Source organism: Fuerstiella marisgermanici, from assembly GCF_001983935.1.
Taxonomy (GTDB): domain Bacteria; phylum Planctomycetota; class Planctomycetia; order Planctomycetales; family Planctomycetaceae; genus Fuerstiella; species Fuerstiella marisgermanici.
On sequence record NZ_CP017641.1, the window covers coordinates 6,456,503 to 6,481,117 of the forward strand.

Genomic DNA, 24,615 nt, shown 5'->3' on the forward strand with positions numbered 1-24,615 from the left:
CGTTTCAGGGGCCGCAAAAGTCACTCTGCAGCGCCGGAGAATCAAACCGTTTCGGCGATACTGACATCTCGTCAGTACCCAGCCGCATGCCCGTCCTTACGAGATTCCGACGCGCCAAAGTAGACGTCTCGATCGGCGTCGTAGCGGATGGCCTGATAGCCACCGAAACTCCCCGGGGCGGGCTTCAGCTTGTGGCCTCGCGCTTTCAGCGCTTCTCTTGGTTTTTTGCCAAACCCGCTCTCCAGAGCCACCGTGCCTCCATCCGTCATCTGGTCGCCAGTCGGCTGAGATGAGCCTTGGTGAAGGATTCTGGGAGCGTCGCCGGCTTCCTGAGTGTTCATCCCGAAATCGATCATGTTGACGATGATCTGAACATGAGCCTGTGGCTGAGTCGCTCCGCCCATTACGCCGAAACTCATGAACGGCTTACCATCCTTTGTGACAAACGCTGGAATGATCGTGTGGAACGGGCGTTTCCCCGGTGCGTAAGTGTTGAAGCGTCCTTCGGCCAAATCAAACAACTGACCGCGGTCCTGAAGGCAGAAGCCCAGCCCGTCCGGACACATGCCACTTCCAAATCCTCGATAGTTGCTCTGAATCAGGGAGACCATGTTGTGGTCCTTGTCCGCCACGGTCAGGTAAATGGTGTCACCTTCCTCAAGTGCGTGAGGAAGACCGACGGAGTACTCCGCCGCAGCCTTATTCGAATTAATCAGCTTGCGACGTTCGTTGGCGTATTCCTTTGAGATCAACTTCTGCACCGGGACTTTGGCGAAGTCCATGTCTGCGTATAGGCGAGCTCGGTCTTCAAACGCCAGCTTCTTGGCTTCCACAAACCAGTGGAGGTGGTCGGCGCTGCCGAATCCGGCCGTCTTCAGGTCATAGCCTTCCAGCACATTCAAAATCTGCAGCGCGGCAATGCCCTGGCCGTTGGGCGGTAACTCCCAGACGTCGTAGCCGCGATAATTGGCTGACACCGGTTCGACCCATTCCGAGCGATGACTGGCAAGATCTTCGTAACTCAGAAAACCACCGTGCTTCTGCATGAAGTCGGCAATCGTGTGAGCGATCTCACCTTTGTAAAATGCGTCGCGGCCTCCAACGGCGATTTGCTTTAATGTGGCGGCGAGCATCGGGTTGCGAAAAATGTCGCCGGTGGCCGGGCCCTTGCCATTCGGAAAGTACGTCTCAAGAAAGCCCGGATATTTGCTGAGAGTATTCCTGCTGCCTCGCCATCCAGCTGCGATCACTTCAGAAACCGGAAAGCCCTCTTCGCAATAGCGAATCGCCGGAGCCAGCACATCCTTCATTGGAAGCTTTCCGAACTTACCATGCAGTGCAAACCAGCCGTCCACGCAACCTGGCACGGTGACCGGCAGCGGACCAAACGGTGGAATGGACTCCAGGTCTCGTTTTCGAAATTCTTCCAGCGTGAGACTTGCGGGCGACCTGCCGCTGGCGTTCAGTCCGTGCAGTTTCTGGGTTTTCGAGTCCCACACGATGGCAAACAGATCTCCGCCGATTCCGTTGCCGGTCGGTTCCATCAGCCCCAGAGTTGCGTTGGCAGCGATAGCGGCATCGACAGCCGATCCACCCTGCTTCAGAATGTCGAGCGCAACTTGAGTCGCCAGCGGTTGGCTGGTGGCGGCCATCCCGTGACGAGCGATCACTTCCGAACGAGTGGCAAATTTTCGACCTGTCGGACGGTCACCGGCGTGGCAGGAATGAACAAGAAGCGACACCGCAGCGAGTAGATGGAGTAGTTGTTTCATTGGTGGAACCAGATGCCAGATGGTGAATGAGTCGGCAGGGTGGCACTGTCTATTCTATAGAACGGAGCGAGGTTGACGTGTGCCACTGGGCAGAGTCAGTGGCACGTAGGGTTTCCGATCCGCTCATTCCCGCCGACAGCGTCTCCCGCCGTAATGTGTGCATTCCAGCTACGACTCGCTCACCGTTTCTTCAACTCTGATCCTTACCCAAATGGCTTCCACCAACAACCAAGCTTATCCGTCCGTGAGAACAACTTTTCGACGTGTTAAGAACTCGACAGGCAAATAAGCCAATCCCGACAAGATAACCAAGAGGTCAACTCCGAAATTGGCGATACCTCGAAATGAATCTTCGTAGGTGTCGGGAAAATCGGGTGGAAACGCAACTAAGAACAGCACTAGGTACAGAACGACAATCACATGCACCAAGCCTGTAAGCATCCAAATCGCATAGGCTTCTTGCTTCGGCATACTCGGTTTAAACTGACTCGCGGATGTATCTTGATCGATTGAAAACCAAAAACTCCCGAACGCAGCGAGGACGGGCAAGTGAATGAAGATCGTTCTAACTGCTACATCACTGGCCTCTTGGCGGTTTACGCCCAAGCTCGGAACAGCTCCAACCACAAAGAAGAAACTGACATAAACAACCATCATCGCACACCAAGCTGCGAAAATCCAAAAGCGAATGCCCTTCGTGTTATAGGATCGGCGAGCCATCTAGTCTCCTAATAGTGCGGTTCGTAGTAGCTTGAACAATACGATTTCAAAATTGTCAAACCGCTCTGCGACGGAGCGGCCACCACCCGCAACGAGCACACGACTGCCGGTGTCGCCACCATTCAATCCGACTTGATACGGTACATTCACGCGATATGAATCGACACAAAGGCCGTCACGCAACTGTCCAGAATGAACTGTTCGATGTTTCCAGACTATTTGCTCAATGGTCTGAGATCGGCTTCGGGTACCGAAACTTGTTTCGACAGAGACGTCAAGCTCCTTAACGCCCGTTGGTTTCGCCGTAATTTGGGCCTGCCAGTAATAGCGAAACGCGTTTGCTGAGTAGAATTGGATTGGTTGTGTCGTGACGACTACAGTGCGCTCGTCGGACTGTGTCCGACGGACCTCTACGAACGACCGTTGTGGCAGAGACACTGATTTGATTGCGGTAGACAGTTCATCAGTGGGGGAGTTCAGGGAATCAGAGAACAACACTCCCACATTCTGCAGATCAAATGAACCGTCATGCCAGTATTCGTCGGCGAATCCTCCTCGGAATGTTATCTGTCGAGCTTCAGTCTGCCAACCAATGTATCCATTCAGAAGCGAATCATCGGGAAGTCCGAGTTCATGGGCTAGCGACGCATTAAATGGCGTATTCGGGAGGCCAAACCGAAGTTGATTTTCTTCCCGATACCACACCAAGTCAATTACGTCACGTTCGCCGGCCAGTTCCCTAAGGTCCGGAGCAATGCTGTTCCATTCAAGTTCTACAGCGAATGCTTCATCGTCACTAGAAACTGTGCCGGCACTAATTAAATTCAAGTTTACTGACTTTGCCTTCACCAAAGTTTGCAATCTCGCTGAGTTGGTCAGTTTGAGTCGACGACTGCCATTCGGTACGAGCCACTCCTTAAACGGTTCGTTCTTGTCTTCGTGGTAAGAGAAAAAGATCCTGAAATTCCCTGACTTCATAGACGGTTTTTTTTCAAAAGCCAGCCACCACTCATCCCCTTCTAAATCGACGCCGCGGTAGAGGTAGCAATCCACATTGATTCCCTCAGGCAATGTAAACGAATGCGTGAGGTGGTACAGGTTTCAGGGACAGGTCATTCTCTTATTTTGGGAGATTGATGATCTGTTCGAACTGAGCTGGCGACCTGTAATCGAGGCTGGAGTGTCTGCGTTCGTGAACGTAGTAGCGGACGTATTTTGACATCTCTCTTCTTGCCTCTGCCTTGCTTTGGTAATCGGTCATTTCGAGTTCGTTCTTGATCGTTCCGAAGCAGCTTTCCATGGATGCGTTGTCATAACAGTTGTCAGCACGGCTCATGCTTTGTGTGATTGCTGCCCGACGAAGAATTGATCGGTATTCATTGCCAGCGTACTGGCCGCCTCGATCCGTGTGGTGAATCAATCCAACGTCAGGCTGTCGTTCTTTGATGCTCGAACGCAGTGCTTTGAGGACCAGCTGTTCCGTCATGTTGTTATCCAGATGCCAACCAACGATCCGCCGGGAAAACAGATCCATCAGCATCGCCATGTAGCAAAACGTCCCGTCAGTCAGCGGGATGTAGGTAATGTCTCCAACCCAAATTTGATTGATCGTTGTTGGGGCGTCCGCATCGAGCAACAGGTTCGGCGAATAGCCCAGTCGATGACGGCTGTCTGTCGTTTTTGGAACGAACGACTTCGGCTGAATTGCCTTTAATTTAAGGGCTTTCATGACATTCGAGACCTTCCTGCGATCACAGGGAAGTCCCATTTCCTTGAGGTCTTCGGCAATGCGACGAGCCCCGTAGCGGCGGCGGTGACACTTAAAGATGACTCTTATCAACGGAGCCAGTTGAGCATCCTGTTCTTCAAAGATCGTGGGCTCAGCAGTCTGCCAGGCATAAAACGAAGTTCGGTTCACACCGAGATGACGACAGACTTCGGCCACGTTTCCATGACCTTCCTGAACAATCGCTTCAACGGCCGCATAGACGTCAGCTATTCGTTGCGGCCGAAAATAGCCAACGCTTTTTTTAGTATGTCCCTCTCACGTTCGACACGCCGCAGATCGGCTTCGAGGTCCTTGACCTTAGCCTCCAAAGAGCTTGCCACTGGACCACTTTGTTCCAGCTGCTCCTGTTTCCAGCGATACAAAACGTTGACGTTTGAAATGCCCAACCGGTCCACAACCTGAGGAGCCGTGTACCCATCCAGAAGCAGCTGCACGGCTTCTTCTTTGAACTCATCCGTGTACTGACGGCGAGACGATTTCTTGACTGATGTTTTTTTCTTCCGAGACATCCTGAGGTCCTTTCTACGGACTCAGAATAAGAGATTCACGTGTCCCTGAAACCTGTACCACCTCAGCGAACCTCGATAGTGCAGTAAATCGTCTTGCACTTTGTCCGTGCCGAACCACTTGTAATGCGCCACGCCAGTAACTGAGCCAGGGCCAATTTCGAAGCGATTATCATACCCGAATTCATTGTTCGAGAAGCAGACAGACGTGGGAGGGCCCTCCGCTAAACTTGCCGAATTGAGAAGGAGCACAAGAATGATCTGAGCTGGCTTCATCGCAGTGACGCCTAGGGTAAGTAATTTTTAGTACACTTTGGGGTGACCACTGTACTCACATCCACAGTGTTGTTCAACAAACATGCCCATGACCCGTAGATAGTGGCACGTGGGCGTCCTGATCCGCCCCTATACGATAGTGTGATTCGCAGCATTGCCAACGCCAGCAGCCTCTGTTGTTTCACATTCACTATTCAACACGTTGGCACTGTTGAGCGTAGCTGTCCATTTCAGCTTGGAGACTGGTCTTTTTCTGTCGGTTAGATTTTGATACGACAGGTGGATGGACACGGATGTCAGTCAGATCATCGCTGTGGAAGTGAAGCAGCTTGTGCTTAGCCTGCAGCGTGAGGTTGCGGAGCTGCGGGACGAGAACCGGCGGCTGCGTGATCGGATTGAAGAGCTCGAAGGTAAGAACCCCACAGAGCGACTCGACGAGGCGTTTTCGGTGACGGCGGAAGAGAGACGCCGCGCTGAAACGGGCCGCCGAAAAGGTCGCAAAAAACAATCCTCGGCGCGTCGCGGTCGTCGCACAACCGAGCAGAAAGCGGACAACGCCGAACGACGCGAACTCATTCTGCCGGAAGGTTACAACGTCGCAGAGTGCCGTTTCGTTCGGGAACGTTTCGTCTGGAGAGTGATCAACGGCCAAGCCGTGCAGGTCGTCTATGAAATCTATCACGGCCCCAACGGCGAGAAATCCGAAATTCCGGGCGTGTGGCCGCGGTCCGAATTCGGCATTGAAGTTCATATCGCGCTGGCTCGCATTGTGACCATCACGGGACTGTCGATCGACAAGACGTGTGCATTGATTGAATTCTTCTGGAATCTGCCGCTCGGCAAATCCCAGGCGGACGCTCTGTTGAATCAACTGGCACGGCGTTGGGAACAGGAATTCGAATCTCTGTGTGACCTGATGGCGTTCAGTGCGATTGTGCATGCAGACGAAACCAGTTGGAGTATCAACAGCGTGTGGGCTTTTTTGTCGGAGAAGGCGCGCGTGCTGATCTTCGGATGCCGCAAAGACGGCGACACACTGGCTCAGATCCTGTCGAAAGAGTTGTTTGGAGGCGTGCTTGTTTCGGACGATGCGGCCGTGTACCGAGGTTTCAGTCACGCACAGAAATGCTGGGCTCACCTGCTGCGGAAGGCCATCCGTCTGACGCTGCTGAAGCCGGACAACGAAGAGTACCAGCGACTGCTCGACGGCCTGCTGGAAATTTTCTACGCGGCCAAACGCCACGCCGCCGATGGTCGTCTTGGCGATGCCGGTCGTGCGGCGAAGGTCGATGAACTTGATAACACGCTGGCGGCTCTGCTGGTGCGTTACTGCGCCGAGGATTCCGATGTTCGGGCGGCCGACTTCGGCAAGGATTTTGACAACCTGGTCTCAGAACTGATTCGGCTGATGACGGAAGAGGAGTTGTTTTGTTTTGTGACAAGCCCGGCCGCGCCAGCAACGAACAACGAAGCGGAACGCAGTCTTCGCGGCGCGGCCATGGACCGTCGCACAGGTCGAACGAGCAAAACATCGAAGGGAGCCCGTCGCCGCAGCATTCTTACAAGCGTCCTGGAATCGCTGAATCTCCATCTGAAAACACCAACGCTCAGTTCCGTGGTGGCCGAGGTCATGACGTGGCAGCAGGATGGATTCAGTCTGTTTGATCGACTGAAACTTGAAGTCGGCCTGACCTCCGCGCCGCCCGGTCAGTCGCGACTGTCCAAACTCGTCCCCGCCAACTGAACACCACACCTCACGCTGCGCACCACGCGGAAATGGACAGCTACCTGTTGAGCCCGTCGAACAATAAGACCTTGAAACTTTACGTGTGCCACTGGTTTTGAACGTGACCCATATTCACGCCGAGATGTGGCACTGGCAGGGCCGGCGAAGAAGTCAGAACTTCACAGCCAGGTGAAGCCTCACGATGTGTGATCAAAGACATGCGTGCCGATCGAGGCGTTTAAGGTCTGTCGTTTTCTATCACGGCAGCGTCGGAAACGCGGGCAGGGGTTCGGGCGTTTTGATGCTGAAGAGTGCGTCCGTGGTGCGGATCAGCAAACGATCGCCGCTGATCGCGGGCGTGGCCATGACGACTTCGCCCATTTCGTTTCGTGATACTTTGCGGAACTTTTGGCCGACTTCGATGGTCGTGATTTCGCCTCGTTCGCTGGCGAAGTACACGTGACTGGCCGTTGCCACGGCCGACGCTGAATAGGTGCGGCTGCCCGTGCCGACTCGCTGACGATAAATGAGACTGCCCGTCGCGGCGTCTCGCACGGCAAGTCGGCCGTTGTCGTTGCAGGTGTAAATCAGTTCGCCGTGTATCAGTGGCGTCGGCATGTAAGCTCCGTCGGTGGATTCCCACCATGCCAGTCCGTCTTTCTTTGTTCCATTCTTTGACGGTGTGATGTTACCAGTCGCGGATGGCTTGATGGCGTAAGACGGTGACTTTCCGTGGCCGTTGGTCAGATGAATCAAGCCGTCGGCGAACAGTGGCATCGGCACGGGGATGTCTCCGCCGCCGTTTAGATGCCACAGGCGTTCGCCTGTTTCGTAGTCGTAGCCTGCCATCTGCTTGTAACCGTTGCAGACAATTTGCCGACGTCCATCGTGCAGTATCACCGCTGGAGTCGACCATGTGGCCACTTCGCCTTCGCGTTCGATACGACGAATTTCTTCACCCGTCTGAACGTCCAGAATTGCTACGAAGGCCGTGTTCAAACAGTCGCATTGCACCAAGACATGGCCATCAGACATGATGGGGGAACTGGCGAAGCCCCATTCCAGCTTCTTGTCATCGTATGGCCCGGATCGAAGCACACCGAAACTCTTCTGCCACTTCAGGTTGCCGTCGACGTCATAACAAAACAGTCCTTCGGAACCGAAAAACGCGACAACATGTTGGCCGTCGGTTGCCGGCGTGCAGTTCGCATGAGACGCCTTCATGTGTCGCTTGACGGCGGGTTCGCCGACCAGCGCATCCTTCGTCCACACGATTCGGCCGGTCCTGAGATTCAGGCAGAGGACCTGCCACGACCATTGGCCTTTGTCTGGAGCCGATTCGCCCGCGCCGCCCAGCCAGCCGGTCTTTAACGATGGCTTTTCGGTTTCTGAATTCACGGCCGTTGTCAGGAAACTTTTATCGCCCCAGACAATCGGCGATGAATGGCCGAGTCCCGCGATTGGTGTTTTCCATTCGACGTTTGTGCCTTCTGAGACGTCCCATGTCAGCGGCGGGTTTCCATCGCTCAGGCCAAGCCCGTTGTGACCGCGAAACTGAGGCCAGTTGTCATCAGCGACGACCCCGGTTCGCCAGGTAGCTGACACCAGCAGCAAGAAGGCCCACATCGAATACTTCATTTCGCCTCACCTCCCTGAGTCAACTCATTTGCCCGCACGCCAAAGTTTAACAGCAATGCGTCAACGCTGCCGATAGGGAATTGAGCCGTGTTTTTGCTGCTCAAAGCGGCCGCATGACATCAGTTCCAGGGTTTCGTAAGCTGAATGGCGTTCTGTTGGACCTTTGTGGCACAATGGCTGGGGAGCCAAAATCATGTCTGTCTGCCGACTCGCTTTCACTACTCTGCTGATTTCCGGACTCGCTGCTCTTGCTGACGAGCCGAAAACAGCTCCGCTTACGGCACCGTCGGACTGGGGTGGTGAAACCATCGCACTGCCGCCAGGGTTCGCGAAGGATATGACGTTTGAGGGTGTCGAACATATTCGCTTTGCGCCCGGCATGATGAAACCGGATTCCGATACATTTTTCTGCTACGCCTTCGCGTTTGAACTGAAGGCCGAACCGAAGTTGACGCAGGCAACGGTGCAGGCAGAGTTTCTGAAGTACTATCGAGGCCTCTGCACGGCTGTGCTGAACGGAGCAAAGTCGCCGGTGGACCCGAAGGAATTCACCTGCACGCTGGAAGTGATCAAGCCCGACAAACCGACCAGCACTGACAACACAGACGCGATTCGGTACAGCGGTACGATCAAGTGGGTGGAACCATTCGCCACTCGAAAGCCGCAGACGTTGAAGCTCGAAATTCGAACGTGGACACAGAATGATCGCAACTTTCTATTCGCGTGTGTGTCGCCGCAAGACACAGACAAAGCGATCTGGAAGCAGCTTCGAAAAATTCGCGACGACTACGTGGAACGGCAAGGTGCTGACAAGTAGTCATTCCCGCAGGATTCGCGAGCGTGGTCGAACTCACTGTTCAGCCGATCGCGTGACCGGACAGCTTGCGAAACAGATCCACACAATAGCGGTCCGTCATGCCACTGACTTTATCCGTGCAGGCCAGCAGCTTTTGATAGACGGACATGTCGTCGGTAATCGTCAGCCTGGTCAGCTTCAGAATATGTTTGTCCAGGCCGTTGGGTGACGTTGCAAGAGCGGCCGCAACAAGGATTTCCATGAGGCCATGAATGGCTCGATAACCGGCGGCTTCCAGTTCCAGCACTCGTTCGCTGTTGAACACTCGTTCGTACGCGGTTGTCTTGGCCAGCTTATAAGGTTTCACGACCGGCGTATGATCGATCAGCGCGCCGGTGAATGAGCCGTCAAGCACTTCGTTCAAGTGAGCTTGAAACACGTCGACCGACTTTTGCACCAGTTCGTTGATCACCATCGCTCGACCCATGGACAGCCGATCAGAATCCGGCATATCGCTGCTTCCCGTGCTGTCAGGACGAATGTCCTCAAGAATGTCCAGCGCTTCAGCAACGGATATCAGCCCCGCCTTGCATCCGTCTTCCAAATCGATGATGGCGTAGCAGATGTCGTCTGCCGCTTCGGACAGTAGCGCCAATGGATGCCGGGAGAATTGTCCGTGCTCGTCCGGTTCTCGCCCGGCGGCTGCGAAGACTTCGCCGAACAATTCGGCATCGTCCTGAAAATAGCCATGCTTCTTGTAGCGAGCCGTGCCCGCAACGTGACTCGGGCGAGGATACTTCACCAGCGCGCCGAGCGTCGCCGCGGTCAGTCGCATGCCGCCGCGCCGGTTACTCATTTGCAGTCGCGAAAGAACTCGAAAACTCTGCGCGTTGCCTTCGAACTTCGTGAGGTCGGTTCGTTCCGCGTCGTTCAATCCGTCGAATTCGGAAGCCGCCAGACGCTGTGTCGCCCAGTCCTGAATCGCCTTTTCGCCGAAGTGTCCGAACGGCGGGTTGCCGATATCATGGGCCAGACACGCGGCAGCCACGATCGCCTCGAAGTCTCCCTGAGACACCAACTCACCGATCTCGTCACGCACCATGCCGTAGACGCTGGTCGCCAGCGACCGGCCAACGCATGAAACTTCCAGGCTGTGAGTTAATCGCTGCCGCGTGTAGTCCGACTGCGGAAACGGCACCACCTGAGTCTTGTCGCTGAGTCGCCGAAACGCGCTGCTGAAAATGATGCGGTCGTAGTCTTTGTGAAACTCAGACCGCAACCCATCACTGGGCGCAGCGGGGCGGGAACTGCCAATTCGTTTGTTCGATAGAAATGCCTGCCACATGCCGTACTAAAATGCCTGCTGTTGTAATTGCCGACGCGATTCGGTTGCGCTCACTGCGTCGCCTCCGCCGTTGTTCGCTTTCTGCGGCGGGTTGTAGCGAAGTCAGATCCGGATTTGTACGCTCAGGTGATGCGGTACGTGATCACACCCGCTATGCTGCCTGTCTTAGAGCAATTTACGTTTTGTTGTGGACGGTGTTGGCTCGTGGGAACCGGCCCAAGTAGGACAAAAACCGATTTCCGCGGCCACAAGTCAGCGTGAAACGCTGTAGGGACTCATTTCTCAGGTAAACCGCTTTCATGGCAAGCTCTCCCCAATCGGTCGAAGAAATCTATCGTAGCCGGCTCGACGCACTGACACCGGCAGAGCGGGTTGCCAGGTCCGCTGCAATGTTCCAATGGACGAAGCAGCAGATCGCTCGACAGATCCTCAAACAGGACGATCAGCTTTCTGAAGAACAACTGAAATGGCGAGTCGCCATGCGACTGTACGGAGACGAACCAGTCATGCGAAAAATCATTCAGGCACAGATCGACCATGTTTCCTGTTGAAGCCTTCCAGGAAACGATGAACAAACTGGCCGTTATTCTGGACGGCCTGCAGATACGATATCACTTGACGGGTGGTTTGACTGGAACCGCCTACGGCGAACCACGCATGACACAGGATATCGATCTTGTCGTGGACCCCCAGCAATTGAGTGAATCGCTTGCAAATTTTTTGGCTACGCTGGAAGGTTCAGATTTTCTGTTTGACGAAGCAACGATCCGAACAGCAGTCGATCAGGGCGGCCAGTTTCAACTTCTGGACCAACAGGAAACCCTGAAACTCGATGTCTATGCGCGGGAATTGATTCCTGGCGAACTGGACCGAACTGTGATGCTGGAGGTTTTCCAGGGACAGGAATTGCCGGTTGTATCGCGGGTAGACGCCGCCGCCTCAAAGTTGGTTTGGATCAGCAAAGGCAGCCACAAGAGTCGACGTGACCTCCGAGCAATTCATCGCAACGCCTCGGAAGCCGAACAATGCGAGATCGCAAAAACTGCCGCAATTCTTGGTTTGAGACAACTATTGACGCAGACACTGAACGAGCCGGATGAGTTGCAGTAGCTGACACCAGCCTTACTTCGCCAGACTCACACGAACCAGCTCTTTGTCATTCCTTGCAAACACGCTTTTCATGGCAAATGCCGGGTGTGACCAAATCGTCATGCGACGCTGGACCTTGCGAGTCGGTTCCACCAGTTTCGCGCGGCTGATTTCTTTGTAGCCTTCTGCCGTGAGGTCGGCGATGATCAGGTCACCCTGTTCATTGTGCAGGAAGAAGCGGTCTTCGTGAGGAATGATGAAAGCATTCCACCAGCGTCCGCGGCCGGTGGCGTCGAACGTTTCCCACAGACGTTTGCCAGTGTCGGTGTCGAGGCCTCGTAGTTGCCCGTAACTGCAGATTCCAAAGATGTTGGCTTCCGTGATCCATGGCGTGGGCATGATGGCATGAATGCCGTCCGTGTTCTGTTCGTCCTTGCCCTGGCCTTTCCACACGACTTCGGCGTTGTCCGCACTAACTTTTAGCATCAGCGGGCCGTCGTAGAAGGCGGTCAAAAACAATCGGTCGTCGATTTGGCGCGGCATTGGGATCGTCAGGCCGAAACGAATCTGCCAAGGGTGTTCCCAGATCACTTCGCCGGTTTCCGGATCCAGAGCCGATACGGCAGCCGGATGCCACATGATCAGTTGTCGCCGACCGCCGAATTCGTAAATCACGGGCGGGGCGTACCCGATCGCGGGATCGTCTAACGAACGCCACAGCTCTTTCCCTGTTGCTTTGTCGAACGCCACAACCAACGCTCCATCCGCGCCGCCGACAAGCGTGATCAGTTTTTCGCCATCTACCAGTGGTGCGGCGGCCATGCCCCAGTTGGGCAGTTTCGTACCGAAGTCTTTTTGAAACTCCTTCTTCCAAATCACGTCGCCCGTTTTTGCGTCGAAGCAGAACATGTGTCCTTCAGCTCCGATCGTATACACGCGGCCATCGTTGATGACCGGAGTCGCTCGCGGACCAGCCGGATAGCTGACGGTGTATCGCACCGGGTATTCATGTTTCCAGATTTCCTTACCTGTTTCGGCATCCACGCATAGCACTCGTTCAGTGCCGTCAGCGTGAATTCGGTCGGTCAGGTAGACTCGCCCATCCGCGACGGCAGGGCCGGAATACCCTTCGCCCACTGGCACCGACCAGACTCGCGGCAGCAACCCATCGGTCGGCAGCTTGTCTACAATGCCGTTCTCCCGCCACACAATGTCATGCATCGGACCGCCCCATTGTGGCCAGTCATCGGCTTTGGCAACGAAAGCGTGGCTGGCGATCAAAGTGGTGAATAGGAGAAGATTTCTCATCGTGTATTTTCCGTAAACGCGGGTCATACGTAGTGAACACTCTTGCTGGCTTCAGTGCTCGGCAGCCTACCAGAACTGCGGCAGAAATACCGTTGTGACGTGTCGTCGCTTTGAAGGCTTTCTGCTAATCCGCCAGCATGCGATCCGGATAGAATCGCTAGTGAGCCGCAGGCAAGACACGTGTGAAATCAGCGTTTGCCTGACTGCTTAGGCTCAGATCATCAAGAAGACCGGCGAGGATCTGCGTTTCGGTGACATCAAATCTCCTCGCCTTAATCAGTATTTCGGCGCTGCTTCTTGCTGGACCATTACAACCACCGCAAGCCACAATGAGCATGCGGTGATTTTCCGGTCCATGCTATTCGCCTCCTCGATCTGCTTCAGCGAGTTCTAAAATGCAACCAACTCAACCCCTGCACAATATCGACGAATGGGACGACGACGTTCGTCAGCGGTATCCTCAAGAAGACGAGGACGGCTTTCGGAATTACAACGATGACACTCGCGATGGGGTGATGGAATTCTATCGCCAGAATCACGTCTACCAAACGGTGGAATTCAATCAAGCAATTCGGAAGACGTATCTGCCGCCGAAGACGCGGCAAATGGGGATCTGGGAGGCGATGGATTATCTGAATCAACTGGTCGACGACAGTGATCCGGATATCGAGCTGCCTCAGATCGCTCATGCCATGCAAACGGCGGAAGCGATTCGAGCCGACGGGCATCCGGATTGGTTTATCCTGACCGGGCTGATTCACGACATGGGCAAGGTGCTGTGCCTGTTCGACGAACCTCAATGGGCGGTCACGGGCGATACTTTTCCTGTAGGATGTGCATGGTCGCAAAAGATTGTGTACCCGGAATTTTTCGCTCACAACCCGGATGCCGATGTTGCGCACTACCAAACGGAATGCGGCATCTATGAACGCGGTTGCGGTTTGGACAACGTGCTGATGTCGTGGGGGCACGACGAGTATCTGTATCACGTCGTGAAGCCGTATGTTCCGGAAGAGGCTCGATACATGATCCGCTTTCATTCTTTCTATGCGGCTCATCGCGAAGCCGAATACGACTGGCTGATGAACGACCATGACCGCGACATGTTTCGCTGGGTGCGAAAATTCAACCAGTACGATCTGTATACGAAAACCGACGTACCGCCGGATGTCGCAGGGCTGACTCCGTACTATCAGGAACTTGTGGCGAAGTTCTTTCCGGATCAAATCTGGTGGTAGAGCAGATTCGCTGTAGTCGGACCAACAGCGATTTGCGTGTAACAGATTTACGTGGCGTACGCTTTGGTGATTACCAGACACCCTCAATCACCGGAGTCAGCCATGAATACTTCACTGAGCAACAACCAATCGGAAATCTCAGCCACGTCAGTCCGCAGCAATCGCGAGTCCGAACTTGAGCAGTTCGGCAAGCTGCTGGATGCCTTCTTTGCGAACCTCGCGCTGTAGGATATTCGCCGTGCGGACGGCCTCACGTCACGGCGGCGGCGCGTAGTGCTGAAGACTGATAATGGACACCACCGCAAGCAGACACGCCACGCCAAACAGCACTTCCCGGTCTCTCCAGCGAAACTTCGCCCAGCCCAGCCATGTGTAGCGAGCGGCCAGGATGAGAACTCCGCAAGCAATCTTGAACATCCATAGCCACAGCGGGATCTGTGCCTCCCGGCTGATTTCAAGCAAGTCGGTGATGCCGAACAGAGCGAAAGCGAAAACTCCCAGCAGCACGCCGATTTTCTGATGTCGTTGCGGCCGATCCACCTTCCAGAAAATAAGCGCGGCGACCACGAACCAAAGTCCGCCTTCGATGGCGTTGAAGGTTTGATACAGAGTCCACATGATGAGCCCTCGACGGGGTACAGCGTGAATCGGACGACAACAGTTATCCGTTGGACTCTGTAACGCAGAATGGTCGCGAGCTTCCGTGCCGTTTTCGTCAGAACTCGCAGCGGTCATGTACGCCGGCGAGTTAGCGGGCAGGGACGCCGAAGTCTGCCCACGTAGCAGCGTCTCTCCGAGACGTTAATTCGAGCCTCGGAGAGACTCGCCTACGTGTTAACGCCAGCCGTGACGGCTACGGCGTCACATCCACCAATGGCTCACCAAATAACTCGAACCGTGGATGAATGCCCAAGCCTGGTTCTGTCGAAGCCGCCATGCGTCCGTTCTGGCGCTGAGGTGCTCCGGCGGCGTTGCTGACGGTGACGTAGCTGTTGAAGTCGGTGCTGGTGAACAGAAATTCTGGTGGTGTGCTGTGAGCCAAACCGGCGATTGCGGCGGTCACGATGTCGCCCCCCCAACTGTCTTCTAACGTCATCGCAATGCCCAGCGACAAGCACAGGTCGCGTGCCTGTTTGGCTTTGGTGAGACCGCCGAACTTGCTGATCTTGATATTGACGACATCGGCCCCATGATCGGCATGAGCTTTCATCAGCACGTCGATGCTGTCGATGTGTTCGTCCATCACAAACGGATGATCCGTGCGGCGACGGATCGACAGACATTCGTCGTACGACAGACACGGTTGTTCGATGTACACGTCAATGTCGCGGACAGCTCGGACAACTCGAGCCGCTTCGTGCATCAGCCAGCCGGTGTTTGCGTCGGCGATCAACTTGTCGCCCGGTTCCAGAATCTTCCGAACAGCGCGGATACGTTCGATGTCTTCGTCGGGGTTGCCACCGACCTTTAACTGAAAGCGGCGGTAGCCTTCGTTGCGATAGCTTTCAACGTTGCGAGCCATCTCTTCCGGCGGCTGTTGCGAGATCGCTCGGTACAGCACAAAGTCGTCGCTGTAACGTCCCCCAAGCAGTTCGCACACGGGCAGCCCGGCGTGCTGACCAAGAATATCCCAGCAGGCCATGTCGATGCCTGATTTCACATAGGGATGGCCTTTCATGGCCTTATCCATCAGATGATTCAACGGACCAAGCTTCATCGGATCCTGACCGATCAGATGCGGAGCCAGTTCTGCAATTCCGGCTCGCACACCAGCAGCATACGCGGGCAGATAGAACGGTCCCAGCGGACAGACTTCGCCGTGGCCAGCCAGACCAGAATCGGTTTCGATACGGACAACAGTACTGTCAAACACATCAACAGATTTGCCGCCCGACCATTTGTAGCTGCCTTCATGCAGAGGCAGGTCGATCTGGTAAGCGGCGATACGAGTAATTTTCAAGGTCAGTCTTTCTTGTGGCGTAACATCAGCAGGCGGAAATCCATCACTGTCTTGCCGGGTACTTTCACGGCCTTCAGCGTCAGCGTTCCCTGACCGGCATCGAATGCGATTTTGCCCAGCTTGATACTGGTCCAGTTTTGTTCGTACGATTCCGCGCGTTCGACTCGGTCTTCGGCGGCTCCGACCAGTTTCGACGGATGAGCTTTCGCCACCGTTCCTCGTAACTTGCTGTCATTGAACGATAGTTCAATTTCGCTGCCTTCGTCACCAGCCGGGCACGTGTAGTAGATTTCCACTTCGTAGTTCCCGTCCGCCAGGACTTCTGCGTCCCACGTGATGCTGTCGTCGGTGTTAGTCCAGTTGGTAAAGAACGAGCTATTAGGAAACCGATTCGAACGTTTGATCCCGCCGTGAGCTTTCCCGTCACGAGCCGGAATCTGCGTGACGGGGTAGTCGGGATGAGCGATCACGAAGGGCCGCTGATCATCGTCATAGCCAGCCAGCACGTTGGCTCGATAGTCCTTGATGGCAGTCTTTAATTGAGCTGCCGTGGTCGGATGTTGTGACGACACATTTTTGGTTTGTCCACCATCGGCATGAATGTCGAACAGCTTTCCATCGGTGTCCATGCGGAAGCGACCCGACTTGGCACTCACCCGATTTCTCCAATGAGACACGATGATGCGATCGTCGTTGCCTCTATGGTGACCGTAGATGGCCATCGAAAGATCAATTCCGTCCAACGGCTTTCCGTTGACTCTCTTAAGACCCGCCATGTTGGCCAGCGTCGGATACAGATCTATTGCAGCGCCGTTGATACGGACTCGTTGTCCGCGAGGAATAATGATCGGCCAGCGAATCAGACACGGCGAACGCACTCCGCCTTCATCCGTCGAACCTTTGCGTCCTTTCATACCACCGTTCCAGCGAACTCCGTTGGGACCGTTGTCACAGAAATAGACCACGATCGTGTTATCGGCCTTGCCGGTTTCATCCAGTATCTTCAGCAGACGACCGACATTCCAGTCGACGTTCTCACACATCGCCAACGCAGCTCGAATGTGTGGAACGTCTTCCTTTTTCGGTTCACGGTTGTGCAGCTTCAGTTCCGCATCTTTGAACTTGTTCCACCAGCGATCCGGAACCTGCATGGGCGAATGAGGCGTGTTGTACGGCAGGTATACGAAGAAAGGTTCTTCGCTGTCGGCCTTCATAAAATCGATCGCGTGGTCTGTCAGGTCATCAATGATGAAGCCGTTACCCTTGACGATTTCGCCGTTGTGTTCGAGCATCGGATTCCAGTAGTTGCCCCAGTGACCGGAACAGAATCCGTAGAATTCGTCGAATCCGCGACCATTCGGGTGGTACGGATACTGCATTCCGTTGTGCCATTTTCCAAACGCTGCCGTGCGGTAACCACCCGCTTTGAACGTGTCACCAATCGTCACTTCGTCCAGATCCAGCCGCTCGCCGCCGGCGGATGTGCTGTAAACGCCACCGCGAGGGTGATACCGGCCGGTTAGAAATTCAGCTCGCGTAGGCGAACAGACAGGGCACACATAAAACCGCTCAAACGACGCTCCGTCCGCCGCCAGCTGATCAATGTTTGGCGTGCTTAAGTTCGTGTTACCGTTCAACGATAGATCACCCCAACCCTGATCGTCAGTGAGGATCACAAGCACATTGGGCTTCTGCGCGTTGGCACTCATAGATGCCAACATCAGCCACACAACAACAACCAACCCGCGACAGCGCCCAGCGAATTGGCTGCGCCTCGGAAGCTGCAATCTGCCGCTCGTGAACTCGGATGAACGTGCGTAGCTTGAGTTGAGTTTCATGTTGGCACCTCGGTTTTCTTCCGTTCAAACAGCACGGAAGTTTGGGCCTGGCCAGCTTGCTGTCGGGTCGCCGCAGATGATACTCCGTTGCAAACTTTTGCAATAGTCGTTCAACGGCGGGGCGGGGCGGGGCGGCCCGCCGGCCGATTGGAGCTGACGCTCCGAATAGAAGTCGTCGTTCGCGTTGATCACTGGTTGCAATTGCTCTACTCTGGTGAGATCGATCGACGGAGAACCTGAGGACTCACGTCCTCGCCTTCGCCTCCAGCGAACAACGTGAGCAACGTCGGCGATTCAGCTCTCACACCGTCACGCGCGCACCACGCCAATCGCCCGCCGGTGCGTACCGGTCGAGAGAAACTCTGCGGCTGAGTCGCGTTGTGCGGATCATTAACCCGCTGAATCCCGCGATATCGCCACGAACTTCCCTGCTAACCCAGGCACACCTGCGACAGGTGCGCGTTAATAAACCGCAGGTGCGCGGAGCAGACGCCCTGAGAAGAAGTGAATGCGATGAGCGTGGGTCTCCTGTCTCGGCCGGATGCTGTTCCGGCGTCGTCGACGCATTCACCGTCAAGGTTGGTGACCATCCCCCAACGCTCAGGGCTTTGCGATTGGCCCCGAACGGGGTTGAAGCACGTAGCCGATGGCGTGAGCCATCGGTTGGATCAGCAAAGTTGCCGAAGCCCCGAACGGGGCGATAGCAAAATCGTTGATAGAATCTGCTGTCGTCCTTTCCGGGCTTCGTGTCCTGTTTAGCAACTCTTCCTTGGGCTCACGCCCAAGGCTACGTGCTTCAACCCCGTTCGGGGCCAGCAGAATTCACAACGACTTCTTCTCGCGACCGAACCGTTCATCAGGCCACCCCAGCAACGCCTGCGCCTCCGGCTGCGGGTTAAACGATCCTCTCGCTCCGCCTCAGAATAGAATGCCCTTCGAACAGGCAGTTGAGGACACGAGTCGCCGGATTCTCACCCGGGGGCGATGGCCGCTAGCATTGCGACCGACGGGTCGTCAAAATTGTGTCAGCCGAGAAACTACTGATCAGAGTTCGGTAGGTGTTGAAAGACTAAGGCATCCGGTCACATGGAGCATCAATGATGATTCTCTCAGACTTTGAGTTTCGAAAAAGCGGTGAAACCGCATCAGAAGAGACCCTTTCCCAATTGGAGAAAGAAGTTGGCGGGTCCGTTGATTTCGGGTATCGGCAGTTCATCCTCAGTACCAATGGCGGTGTCTGTTGGCCGAGACTCGAGTCATGCGTTCTTGAGTACCCAATATTGGTCTTTTATTCGGTTGAAGCCGACATGTCGGGCCTCATCCGAGTCTTTCACGACTTCAACGAGTACCGACGCGGCAATGACATACTCCCCATCGCCTCCACGCTCGGTGATGAAGAAATCTGCCTGAAAATCGGCCAGACGAGTTCACCAGTTCTTCTTGCGAGCCATGGTACGTTGCTTGAGATCGCCCCAAACTGGGAGGCATTCGTTGCTACGTTGTCTCAACCTGAGGAAGTCCCCCCAACTCTTGAAGTGGTGGCCCAAGGGAGTTGGGACGAAGTTTGTGCGTTTGTCGATGACGGAGGAGACCTGGAACCAGACGGTGAGATCTCATTGCTCGCGCAAACCATTCGGCAAGACAACTTCCCGTTATTCGATCGCCTCGTGACAGAACGGGTGGGCTGGGGGAATCTTGACGAAGCCGTGCAGACAGCCGTCATCAACAACCGACTGAGTTTCCTAAAACGTCTTTTTGAGGTCGGCGGCTCGGTACAGGTCGCAGCCGAACTCGCTCATGGACCGAAGCGTCAGGAGATGCGTGCTTATCTGCAGTCACTCCAACCAAGCGAGTCCGAATGAGTTCAAGGTCCGTACAGTTTTTGTAGGGCATGCTCCCGCACGCCTCGTTGAGCTTTGAATGTCGAAACGTTTGTGATAATCAATCTGCGTGATTCGAAGATTAATGCTTCGCGACGCAATCAAAATCGGCAGGCAGGAGCCTGCCCTACCGTGACTGGACTTTCAGTCTGCGCACACAGGACAATACTTTGATCTCCCGTCTCGAAAGAAAGTTTGGGCGATTCGCCGTTCCGAATCTCACGTTGATCCTGATCGTGGGGCAGGTTGCCGCGTTTGTGCTCGGTCAGCGTGATCCGCAGATTTGGGAGCGTCTTGTTCTGGTTCCGTCCAAAGTCCTGGACGGCGAGGTCTATCGGCTGGTTTCGTTTCTGATACTGCCGCCCGGCACCGCTCTGCTTTGGGCATTTTTCTTCTGGTACCTGTTCTACCTGATGGGCACCGCTTTAGAGCAGTATTGGGGCACGTTTCGGTTCAATGTTTTTCTGCTGATTGGCTACGTGGCAACAGTCGCTGCATCATTCATTTCTCCCGAAGCGCCGGCGGGGAACGGCTTTCTACAAGGCAGCGTGTTTTTGGCGTTCGCGTATCTGAACCCAAATTTTGAACTGATGCTGGCGTTTATTCTTCCTGTCAAAATTAAGTGGTTTGCATTGCTAACGTGGGCGTTCTTTGTGCTGACGATTGTTTTTGGTGACTGGCCTGAACGGCTGAGTGCGATGGCTGGAACGCTGAATTTCTTCCTGTTCTTTGGCTCAGAGATCTTCGGCCGCGCACGGTCGGGGCAGCGGTTCATGGCATCCCAGGCAAAGCGGTTCGGCCAGAAGCCGCCAGAGTTCTTTCACAAATGCTACTCCTGTGGCCTCACGGACGCGGACGACCCCAGCATGGATTTCCGTTACTGCAGCAAGTGCAGCGGAGACCTGTGCTATTGCTCTGAACACCTTCGCAGCCACGAACATGTCCTGGATTCGAATATCGAAGATGCTTAGAATAGTTTACCTAAACACGTGGCCGCATTGGGCTCGTCGGGATAGGCGATTTACTGTCGAAAACGGTTCGCCGCGGCCACAAGTCAGCGTAATACGCTGTGGTTGAATTGTCAGGCACGTGCGCCGGACCTGACATCAGCGCGGTAGAGCAGGGCTCCTGTAGATCCCCAGGGACATCGGTTTGCGGAAGAGCGTGTTCGCTATGTTTTAGTCGTCGCCTTTTTCAGCACGAACAGCACCGGCGATGTGGCCTTTGCGGGAGTGCTGTTGATTGTTTGAAGATCGTGCGTGTCAGCGTATCTCTGCAACAGTTGCTCGACAGCGGCGAATTCTTCCGGACCGCCGGCGTGGCCTCGATAGGCCAGGACTGTTAATACTCCGGCAGGCTTGAGAAGTTCGACAGCGGCGGTGATAGCCTTGACTGTCGTACGCGGCTGAGTCGTGATGGCGTGATCGCTGCGGGGCAGGAAGCCGAGGTTGAACATGATCGCCGTGGGAGGTTGTGCACTGGTGGCTTCGTCGGCAAGTGTTTCGTGGCCTTTGTGCAACAGCGTGACATTGTGCAGGTCAGCCGCCTGAAGGCGTTTGGCTGTTGCGTTAAGAGCCGACTGCTGGACATCGAAGCCGATGACGAAACCTGTTGGGCCAACTGTGCGGCTTAGAAAACACGTGTCGAAGCCGTTGCCGACCGTGGCATCCACTGCGGAATCGCCAGGCTGCAGGACGCTCGCCACGGCTTCCTGGGCTCGTTGAGTTAACGGCCGGGGACGTCGTTCGACTTCGCTTGTCGTTTTCAGACGGTCATAACAAACGGTTGCTCGAATGTTGTCTTCGCCGTCAAGTATGCTCGACAGTTCTGCCGCCAGCCGAGGAGCCTTTAGTGTGCCCTTCGATCCGAGTCCGTTGAAGACGAACAGTTGTTGGATGTTCGGATGGCGACCCAGCACAGCCTCGTAGTCCTTCATGGTCGGTCGTACTCCTGCCGTGTGGTCGACAACTTCCACGTCGCCGTCAACCATGCGTCCCAGTTTGTGCAGCACTTCGTCTCGACCGGCCGACGATGGTTCTGCCACGGTGCTGTTCCAATCGTAGGTCGCTCCGACACTCTGCGTCCCATCCGAATTCGGCGCGATCCAAACGCTGCGGTGGGCCACTTCCGGTCGAATGTAGTCCGGGATACGCACCTTCAGTATGTCACCGCGCGCCGGATTATTAGGGACGTTGGGAAAGTAGTCGTTGGCGGTCGCTCCCTGACAAAGCACGATCCGTTTAGCAATCAGATCAAGTCGTTTCACAGTAACCTGTCGGTCAGTGAATTCGACGTCTCTGGCGAAATTCAATTCTTCGCAGCGAAGACTGTTGAGAGATTCAAAGTGTGTTCGTGTGGCGGCGAGGTAGGCCGGCACGTTGAGCCGACCTGCGGGCTGCATGACGATCCCCAGCTGTGGTTGCCCTTCTGCCTGCAGCAGACCGTCCCAACATGCGATGGACTGTACCTGCTGGTTGTCGCTGCGTTGCAGAAATTCGGCTCTCACGTGTTCATTCGCAAACAACCTCAGCATCGGTGCTTCTGTCCAGAAATGCTGCCCGGTTCGCTGTTCGACCTTCTGGTAAAACGCGGTTGCCGGTGCCCAATCGGCTTCGAAGTCGGGTGACTGAACCAGCCGTTTTCCCGTGACGGGCGTGACGAGTCCCGCCGCCACTCGCGAAGCCGAGTTTGGTTCGCCACGATCAACGATCATCAGGCTGTGGCCAGCCGTGGACAAAGTCCACGCCAAAGCTGATCCGGCAAGGCCCTGTCCGACGATAATGGTTTGAACATGAGTCGACATGTTCGGATTGTGGTCGCCTTCGTGAAGCGTTGCTGCGTGCAAAGCCCGCCTTTTCAGAAAAGCGAGCCTTCTCTGCCACGCTCCCGCTTTCGACCAATCTTCTCGTTGTTTTTCTACCCCGGTTTCGCGTATTCTCCAGGTATTACCTGCCTAATTCACCCACCCCGCGTCTGCTCGCAGCTTGAGTCCGATGTCTCTAAGAGTCGCGATCGCCGCCACCTTACGGAGTTTCTTCCATGACGAACCAAACACGCCGAAGCTTTCTACAGACCTCCACCGCTGCCGCTCTGGCCACTGGCATTTATGCGGGCCATGCCACGGCAGCCCCCACTCGCAGCCCTTTGGAAAAGCTAAACATCGCCTGCATCGGTACCGCCAACCGAGCGGCTGCTGACGTTAATGGCGTCATGACAGAAAATATCGTCGCTCTGTGTGATGTCGACGGTAAATATCTGGAAGCGTCCAAGAAGATGCTGATCGAAAAGAACGGGCTCGAACCTCGCGTCTACGCGGACTACCGCGAAATGATCGAAGCGGAAGGCGACAAGATCGATGCCGTCACCGTCGCCACGACCGACCATCATCACGCTCCGGCAACCATGCAGGCCATCAAAGCGGGCAAGCATGTTTACTGCGAAAAGCCGCTCACGCACACCGTGAAAGAAGCTCGCATGATCGCCGAAGCCGCAGCGGAAGCCGGCGTCGCCACTCAGTTGGGCACTCAGATTCACGCCGGTGACAACTATCGCCGCGTTGTCGAAATCATTCAAAGCGGTGCCATTGGCGATGTGACGGACGTTCACGTCTGGGTCGGCAAAGGCTGGGGGATCACCGAACTGACGGGCAAAGAATCAGCACCTCCAGAATGGTTGAGCTGGGACTTGTGGCTCGGCCCGGCTCCAGAACGTCCCTACGTCGCTGGCCGCTACCATCCTGCTCAATGGCGTCGCTTCTGGGACTTCGGTCAGGGAACTTTGGGCGACATGGCTTGCCATTTCATGGACCTGCCATTCTGGGCTCTTGATCTGAAGCACCCGACTCACTGCGAAGCCGAAGGTGCCGAAGTGAACGAAGAAATGTGTCCAACCGGCCTGGTCGTTCGCTACAAGTTCCCGACCTGCAACCTGACATGGTACGACGGCGACATGATTCCCAAGCAGGTGGCCGGCGAACGAGTGCCAGCCAGCGGCGTTATGTTTGTTGGTACGGAAGGCAAGATGTTCGCCGACTACGGCAGATATCGTCTGTACCCCAGCGACAAGTTCACCGGCTTTAAGCCCCCTGAGCAGACGATTCCAAAATCGATCGGACATCATCAGGAATGGATCAAGGCTTGCAAAGATGGTTCACCAACCACCTGCAACTTCGATTACTCTGGTGCTCTGACGGAAACCGTACTACTGGGCAACGTGGCTTACCGAACTGGTAAGTCGCTGGAATGGGATGCCAAGAACCTGAAGGCGACCAATTGCCCCGAAGCCGACGCCTACATCACCAAAGAATACCGCTCAGGCTGGGTGGTGTAACCACCACGGGCGATTGCCGTGGCTGGCCGGTTGCGGTAGTAAGCTGAATCGGCGGCGATGTTCGTGTTGGGTCGGGTCGCCCCGACGGGCGATTGCCGTGGCTGGCCGATTGCGGTGGTAAGCTGAATCGGCGGCGGAGTTGTTTTAGATCATTCAACCCTTCTCTGTGACTTAGCAGGGAAGGGTTGAATCGCTTAATGCCGTTGCAAGTCCTCCAGCCGAAGGACTTGATCCTGCTTATTGAAGCGTGCTTTGTCGTTCGATGCTGTGTTTAAACAAATATAGAAATAAGAAAGTAGTAGTAATAAGAGAGTGGCCGTAAATTGTTGATAACTTGGCTGTCGGCGATCGTAAGCAGCTTTTGAACAAAGAGTTACGACAAAACGCGTCTGGTAAGAAGCACCA

The 24,615-nt window shown here is 55.1% G+C and carries 21 protein-coding genes; 9 read left to right on the forward strand and 12 right to left on the reverse strand.

Annotated elements, in window-relative coordinates:
- Positions 1-71 precede the first annotated feature (71 nt).
- The 5 genes from ggt to Fuma_RS24315 form a co-directional block, all read right to left on the reverse strand.
- Positions 72-1,784 (reverse strand): gamma-glutamyltransferase, encoded by a 1,713-nt coding sequence (gene ggt, locus Fuma_RS24295; protein WP_077026401.1) that lies wholly within the window; start codon positions 1,782-1,784, stop codon positions 72-74.
- Between the two features lie 222 nt (positions 1,785-2,006).
- Positions 2,007-2,492, reverse strand: coding sequence for a hypothetical protein (locus Fuma_RS24300; RefSeq protein ID WP_077026402.1), 486 nt, complete (start codon positions 2,490-2,492; stop codon positions 2,007-2,009).
- Positions 2,493-3,545: a hypothetical protein gene (locus tag Fuma_RS24305; protein ID WP_077026403.1), complete on the reverse strand. Its 1,053-nt coding sequence runs from the start codon at positions 3,543-3,545 to the stop codon at positions 2,493-2,495.
- A 67-nt stretch (positions 3,546-3,612) separates the two neighbouring features.
- Positions 3,613-4,491 carry an IS3 family transposase gene (locus Fuma_RS24310; protein WP_077022414.1) on the reverse strand — a complete coding sequence of 293 codons (879 nt, stop codon included), beginning with the start codon at positions 4,489-4,491 and terminating at the stop codon, positions 3,613-3,615.
- A complete protein-coding gene (locus tag Fuma_RS24315; protein ID WP_077023269.1) occupies positions 4,488-4,790 on the reverse strand; it encodes a transposase in 303 nt (100 codons plus the stop codon). The genes Fuma_RS24310 and Fuma_RS24315 overlap by 4 nt, the downstream gene beginning before the upstream one ends.
- Positions 4,791-5,346: 556 nt before the next feature.
- Here Fuma_RS24315 and Fuma_RS24325 point away from each other — a divergent pair.
- On the forward strand, positions 5,347-6,807 hold the full coding sequence (locus Fuma_RS24325) for an IS66 family transposase (protein WP_077022387.1): 1,461 nt from the start codon (positions 5,347-5,349) through the stop codon (positions 6,805-6,807).
- A 240-nt stretch (positions 6,808-7,047) separates the two neighbouring features.
- On the opposite strand, the gene Fuma_RS24330 is transcribed toward Fuma_RS24325, so the two are convergent.
- Positions 7,048-8,427, reverse strand: coding sequence for an outer membrane protein assembly factor BamB family protein (locus Fuma_RS24330; protein ID WP_077026405.1), 1,380 nt, complete (start codon positions 8,425-8,427; stop codon positions 7,048-7,050).
- A 193-nt stretch (positions 8,428-8,620) separates the two neighbouring features.
- On the opposite strand from Fuma_RS24330, the gene Fuma_RS24335 reads away from it, so the two are divergent.
- Entirely contained in the window at positions 8,621-9,244 is a 624-nt protein-coding gene (locus tag Fuma_RS24335; protein ID WP_077026406.1) for a hypothetical protein, read from the forward strand.
- Positions 9,245-9,284: 40 nt separating this feature from the next.
- Here the strand turns inward: Fuma_RS24335 and dgt are convergent, their stop codons facing one another.
- Positions 9,285-10,568, reverse strand: a complete 1,284-nt coding sequence (gene dgt / locus Fuma_RS24340; protein WP_077026407.1) for a dGTP triphosphohydrolase — start codon at positions 10,566-10,568, stop codon at positions 9,285-9,287.
- A 299-nt stretch (positions 10,569-10,867) separates the two neighbouring features.
- Between dgt and Fuma_RS24345 the strand changes: the two genes are divergently transcribed.
- A complete protein-coding gene (locus tag Fuma_RS24345) occupies positions 10,868-11,119 on the forward strand; it encodes a hypothetical protein (RefSeq protein WP_077026408.1) in 252 nt (83 codons plus the stop codon).
- On the forward strand, positions 11,106-11,678 hold the full coding sequence (locus tag Fuma_RS24350) for a nucleotidyl transferase AbiEii/AbiGii toxin family protein (protein ID WP_077026409.1): 573 nt from the start codon (positions 11,106-11,108) through the stop codon (positions 11,676-11,678). The genes Fuma_RS24345 and Fuma_RS24350 overlap by 14 nt, the downstream gene beginning before the upstream one ends.
- Positions 11,679-11,690: 12 nt before the next feature.
- Here Fuma_RS24350 and Fuma_RS24355 read toward each other — a convergent pair whose 3' ends face one another.
- A complete protein-coding gene (locus Fuma_RS24355; protein ID WP_077026410.1) occupies positions 11,691-12,965 on the reverse strand; it encodes a PQQ-binding-like beta-propeller repeat protein in 1,275 nt (424 codons plus the stop codon).
- Positions 12,966-13,360: 395 nt separating this feature from the next.
- Here Fuma_RS24355 and Fuma_RS24365 point away from each other — a divergent pair, with 395 nt between their 5' ends.
- The gene (locus Fuma_RS24365; RefSeq protein ID WP_077026412.1) at positions 13,361-14,203 is read left to right on the forward strand and encodes an inositol oxygenase family protein; all 843 of its coding nucleotides are present in this window, start codon (positions 13,361-13,363) and stop codon (positions 14,201-14,203) included.
- Between the two features lie 102 nt (positions 14,204-14,305).
- Entirely contained in the window at positions 14,306-14,431 is a 126-nt protein-coding gene (locus Fuma_RS36475; protein ID WP_257787780.1) for a hypothetical protein, read from the forward strand.
- Between the two features lie 27 nt (positions 14,432-14,458).
- Here the strand turns inward: Fuma_RS36475 and Fuma_RS24370 are convergent, their stop codons facing one another.
- The 3 genes from Fuma_RS24370 to Fuma_RS24380 all read right to left on the reverse strand — a co-directional run bounded on the left by Fuma_RS24370 (position 14,459) and on the right by Fuma_RS24380 (position 17,872).
- Positions 14,459-14,821 (reverse strand): hypothetical protein, encoded by a 363-nt coding sequence (locus Fuma_RS24370; RefSeq protein ID WP_145944353.1) that lies wholly within the window; start codon positions 14,819-14,821, stop codon positions 14,459-14,461.
- Positions 14,822-15,056: 235 nt separating this feature from the next.
- Positions 15,057-16,163 carry a cis-3-hydroxy-L-proline dehydratase gene (locus Fuma_RS24375; RefSeq protein ID WP_077026414.1) on the reverse strand — a complete coding sequence of 369 codons (1,107 nt, stop codon included), beginning with the start codon at positions 16,161-16,163 and terminating at the stop codon, positions 15,057-15,059.
- Between the two features lie 2 nt (positions 16,164-16,165).
- Positions 16,166-17,872 (reverse strand): sulfatase-like hydrolase/transferase, encoded by a 1,707-nt coding sequence (locus Fuma_RS24380; RefSeq protein ID WP_229360730.1) that lies wholly within the window; start codon positions 17,870-17,872, stop codon positions 16,166-16,168.
- 1,229 nt (positions 17,873-19,101) lie between these two features.
- On the opposite strand from Fuma_RS24380, the gene Fuma_RS24385 reads away from it, so the two are divergent.
- The gene (locus Fuma_RS24385) at positions 19,102-19,863 is read left to right on the forward strand and encodes an SMI1/KNR4 family protein (protein WP_229360952.1); all 762 of its coding nucleotides are present in this window, start codon (positions 19,102-19,104) and stop codon (positions 19,861-19,863) included.
- A gap of 188 nt (positions 19,864-20,051) precedes the next feature.
- Positions 20,052-20,852, forward strand: a complete 801-nt coding sequence (locus tag Fuma_RS24390) for a hypothetical protein (RefSeq protein WP_083732289.1) — start codon at positions 20,052-20,054, stop codon at positions 20,850-20,852.
- 200 nt (positions 20,853-21,052) lie between these two features.
- Here Fuma_RS24390 and mnmM read toward each other — a convergent pair whose 3' ends face one another.
- Positions 21,053-22,684, reverse strand: a complete 1,632-nt coding sequence (mnmM, locus tag Fuma_RS36005) for a tRNA 5-(aminomethyl)-2-thiouridylate-methyltransferase MnmM (protein WP_218922281.1) — start codon at positions 22,682-22,684, stop codon at positions 21,053-21,055.
- Positions 22,685-22,920: 236 nt separating this feature from the next.
- Between mnmM and Fuma_RS24400 the strand changes: the two genes are divergently transcribed.
- The gene (locus Fuma_RS24400) at positions 22,921-24,210 is read left to right on the forward strand and encodes a Gfo/Idh/MocA family protein (protein ID WP_077026418.1); all 1,290 of its coding nucleotides are present in this window, start codon (positions 22,921-22,923) and stop codon (positions 24,208-24,210) included.
- Positions 24,211-24,615: the final 405 nt, after the last annotated feature.

What these genes read in the sequence shown, in the direction of transcription:
- Fuma_RS24300 (WP_077026402.1), bottom strand. Translation starts at nt 2,492, where the DNA reads ATGGCTCGCCGATCCTATAACACGAAGGGCATTCGCTTTTGGATTTTC.
- Fuma_RS24315 (WP_077023269.1), bottom strand. Translation starts at nt 4,790, where the DNA reads ATGTCTCGGAAGAAAAAAACATCAGTCAAGAAATCGTCTCGCCGTCAG.
- Fuma_RS24325 (WP_077022387.1), top strand. Translation starts at nt 5,347, where the DNA reads ATGGACACGGATGTCAGTCAGATCATCGCTGTGGAAGTGAAGCAGCTT.
- Fuma_RS24330 (WP_077026405.1), bottom strand. Translation starts at nt 8,427, where the DNA reads ATGAAGTATTCGATGTGGGCCTTCTTGCTGCTGGTGTCAGCTACCTGG.
- Fuma_RS24335 (WP_077026406.1), top strand. Translation starts at nt 8,621, where the DNA reads ATGTCTGTCTGCCGACTCGCTTTCACTACTCTGCTGATTTCCGGACTC.
- dgt (WP_077026407.1), bottom strand. Translation starts at nt 10,568, where the DNA reads ATGTGGCAGGCATTTCTATCGAACAAACGAATTGGCAGTTCCCGCCCC.
- Fuma_RS24345 (WP_077026408.1), top strand. Translation starts at nt 10,868, where the DNA reads ATGGCAAGCTCTCCCCAATCGGTCGAAGAAATCTATCGTAGCCGGCTC.
- Fuma_RS24350 (WP_077026409.1), top strand. Translation starts at nt 11,106, where the DNA reads ATGTTTCCTGTTGAAGCCTTCCAGGAAACGATGAACAAACTGGCCGTT.
- Fuma_RS24355 (WP_077026410.1), bottom strand. Translation starts at nt 12,965, where the DNA reads ATGAGAAATCTTCTCCTATTCACCACTTTGATCGCCAGCCACGCTTTC.
- Fuma_RS24365 (WP_077026412.1), top strand. Translation starts at nt 13,361, where the DNA reads ATGCAACCAACTCAACCCCTGCACAATATCGACGAATGGGACGACGAC.
- Fuma_RS36475 (WP_257787780.1), top strand. Translation starts at nt 14,306, where the DNA reads ATGAATACTTCACTGAGCAACAACCAATCGGAAATCTCAGCCACGTCA.
- Fuma_RS24370 (WP_145944353.1), bottom strand. Translation starts at nt 14,821, where the DNA reads ATGTGGACTCTGTATCAAACCTTCAACGCCATCGAAGGCGGACTTTGG.
- Fuma_RS24380 (WP_229360730.1), bottom strand. Translation starts at nt 17,872, where the DNA reads ATGAGTGCCAACGCGCAGAAGCCCAATGTGCTTGTGATCCTCACTGAC.
- Fuma_RS24385 (WP_229360952.1), top strand. Translation starts at nt 19,102, where the DNA reads ATGATTCTCTCAGACTTTGAGTTTCGAAAAAGCGGTGAAACCGCATCA.
- mnmM (WP_218922281.1), bottom strand. Translation starts at nt 22,684, where the DNA reads ATGTCGACTCATGTTCAAACCATTATCGTCGGACAGGGCCTTGCCGGA.
- Fuma_RS24400 (WP_077026418.1), top strand. Translation starts at nt 22,921, where the DNA reads ATGACGAACCAAACACGCCGAAGCTTTCTACAGACCTCCACCGCTGCC.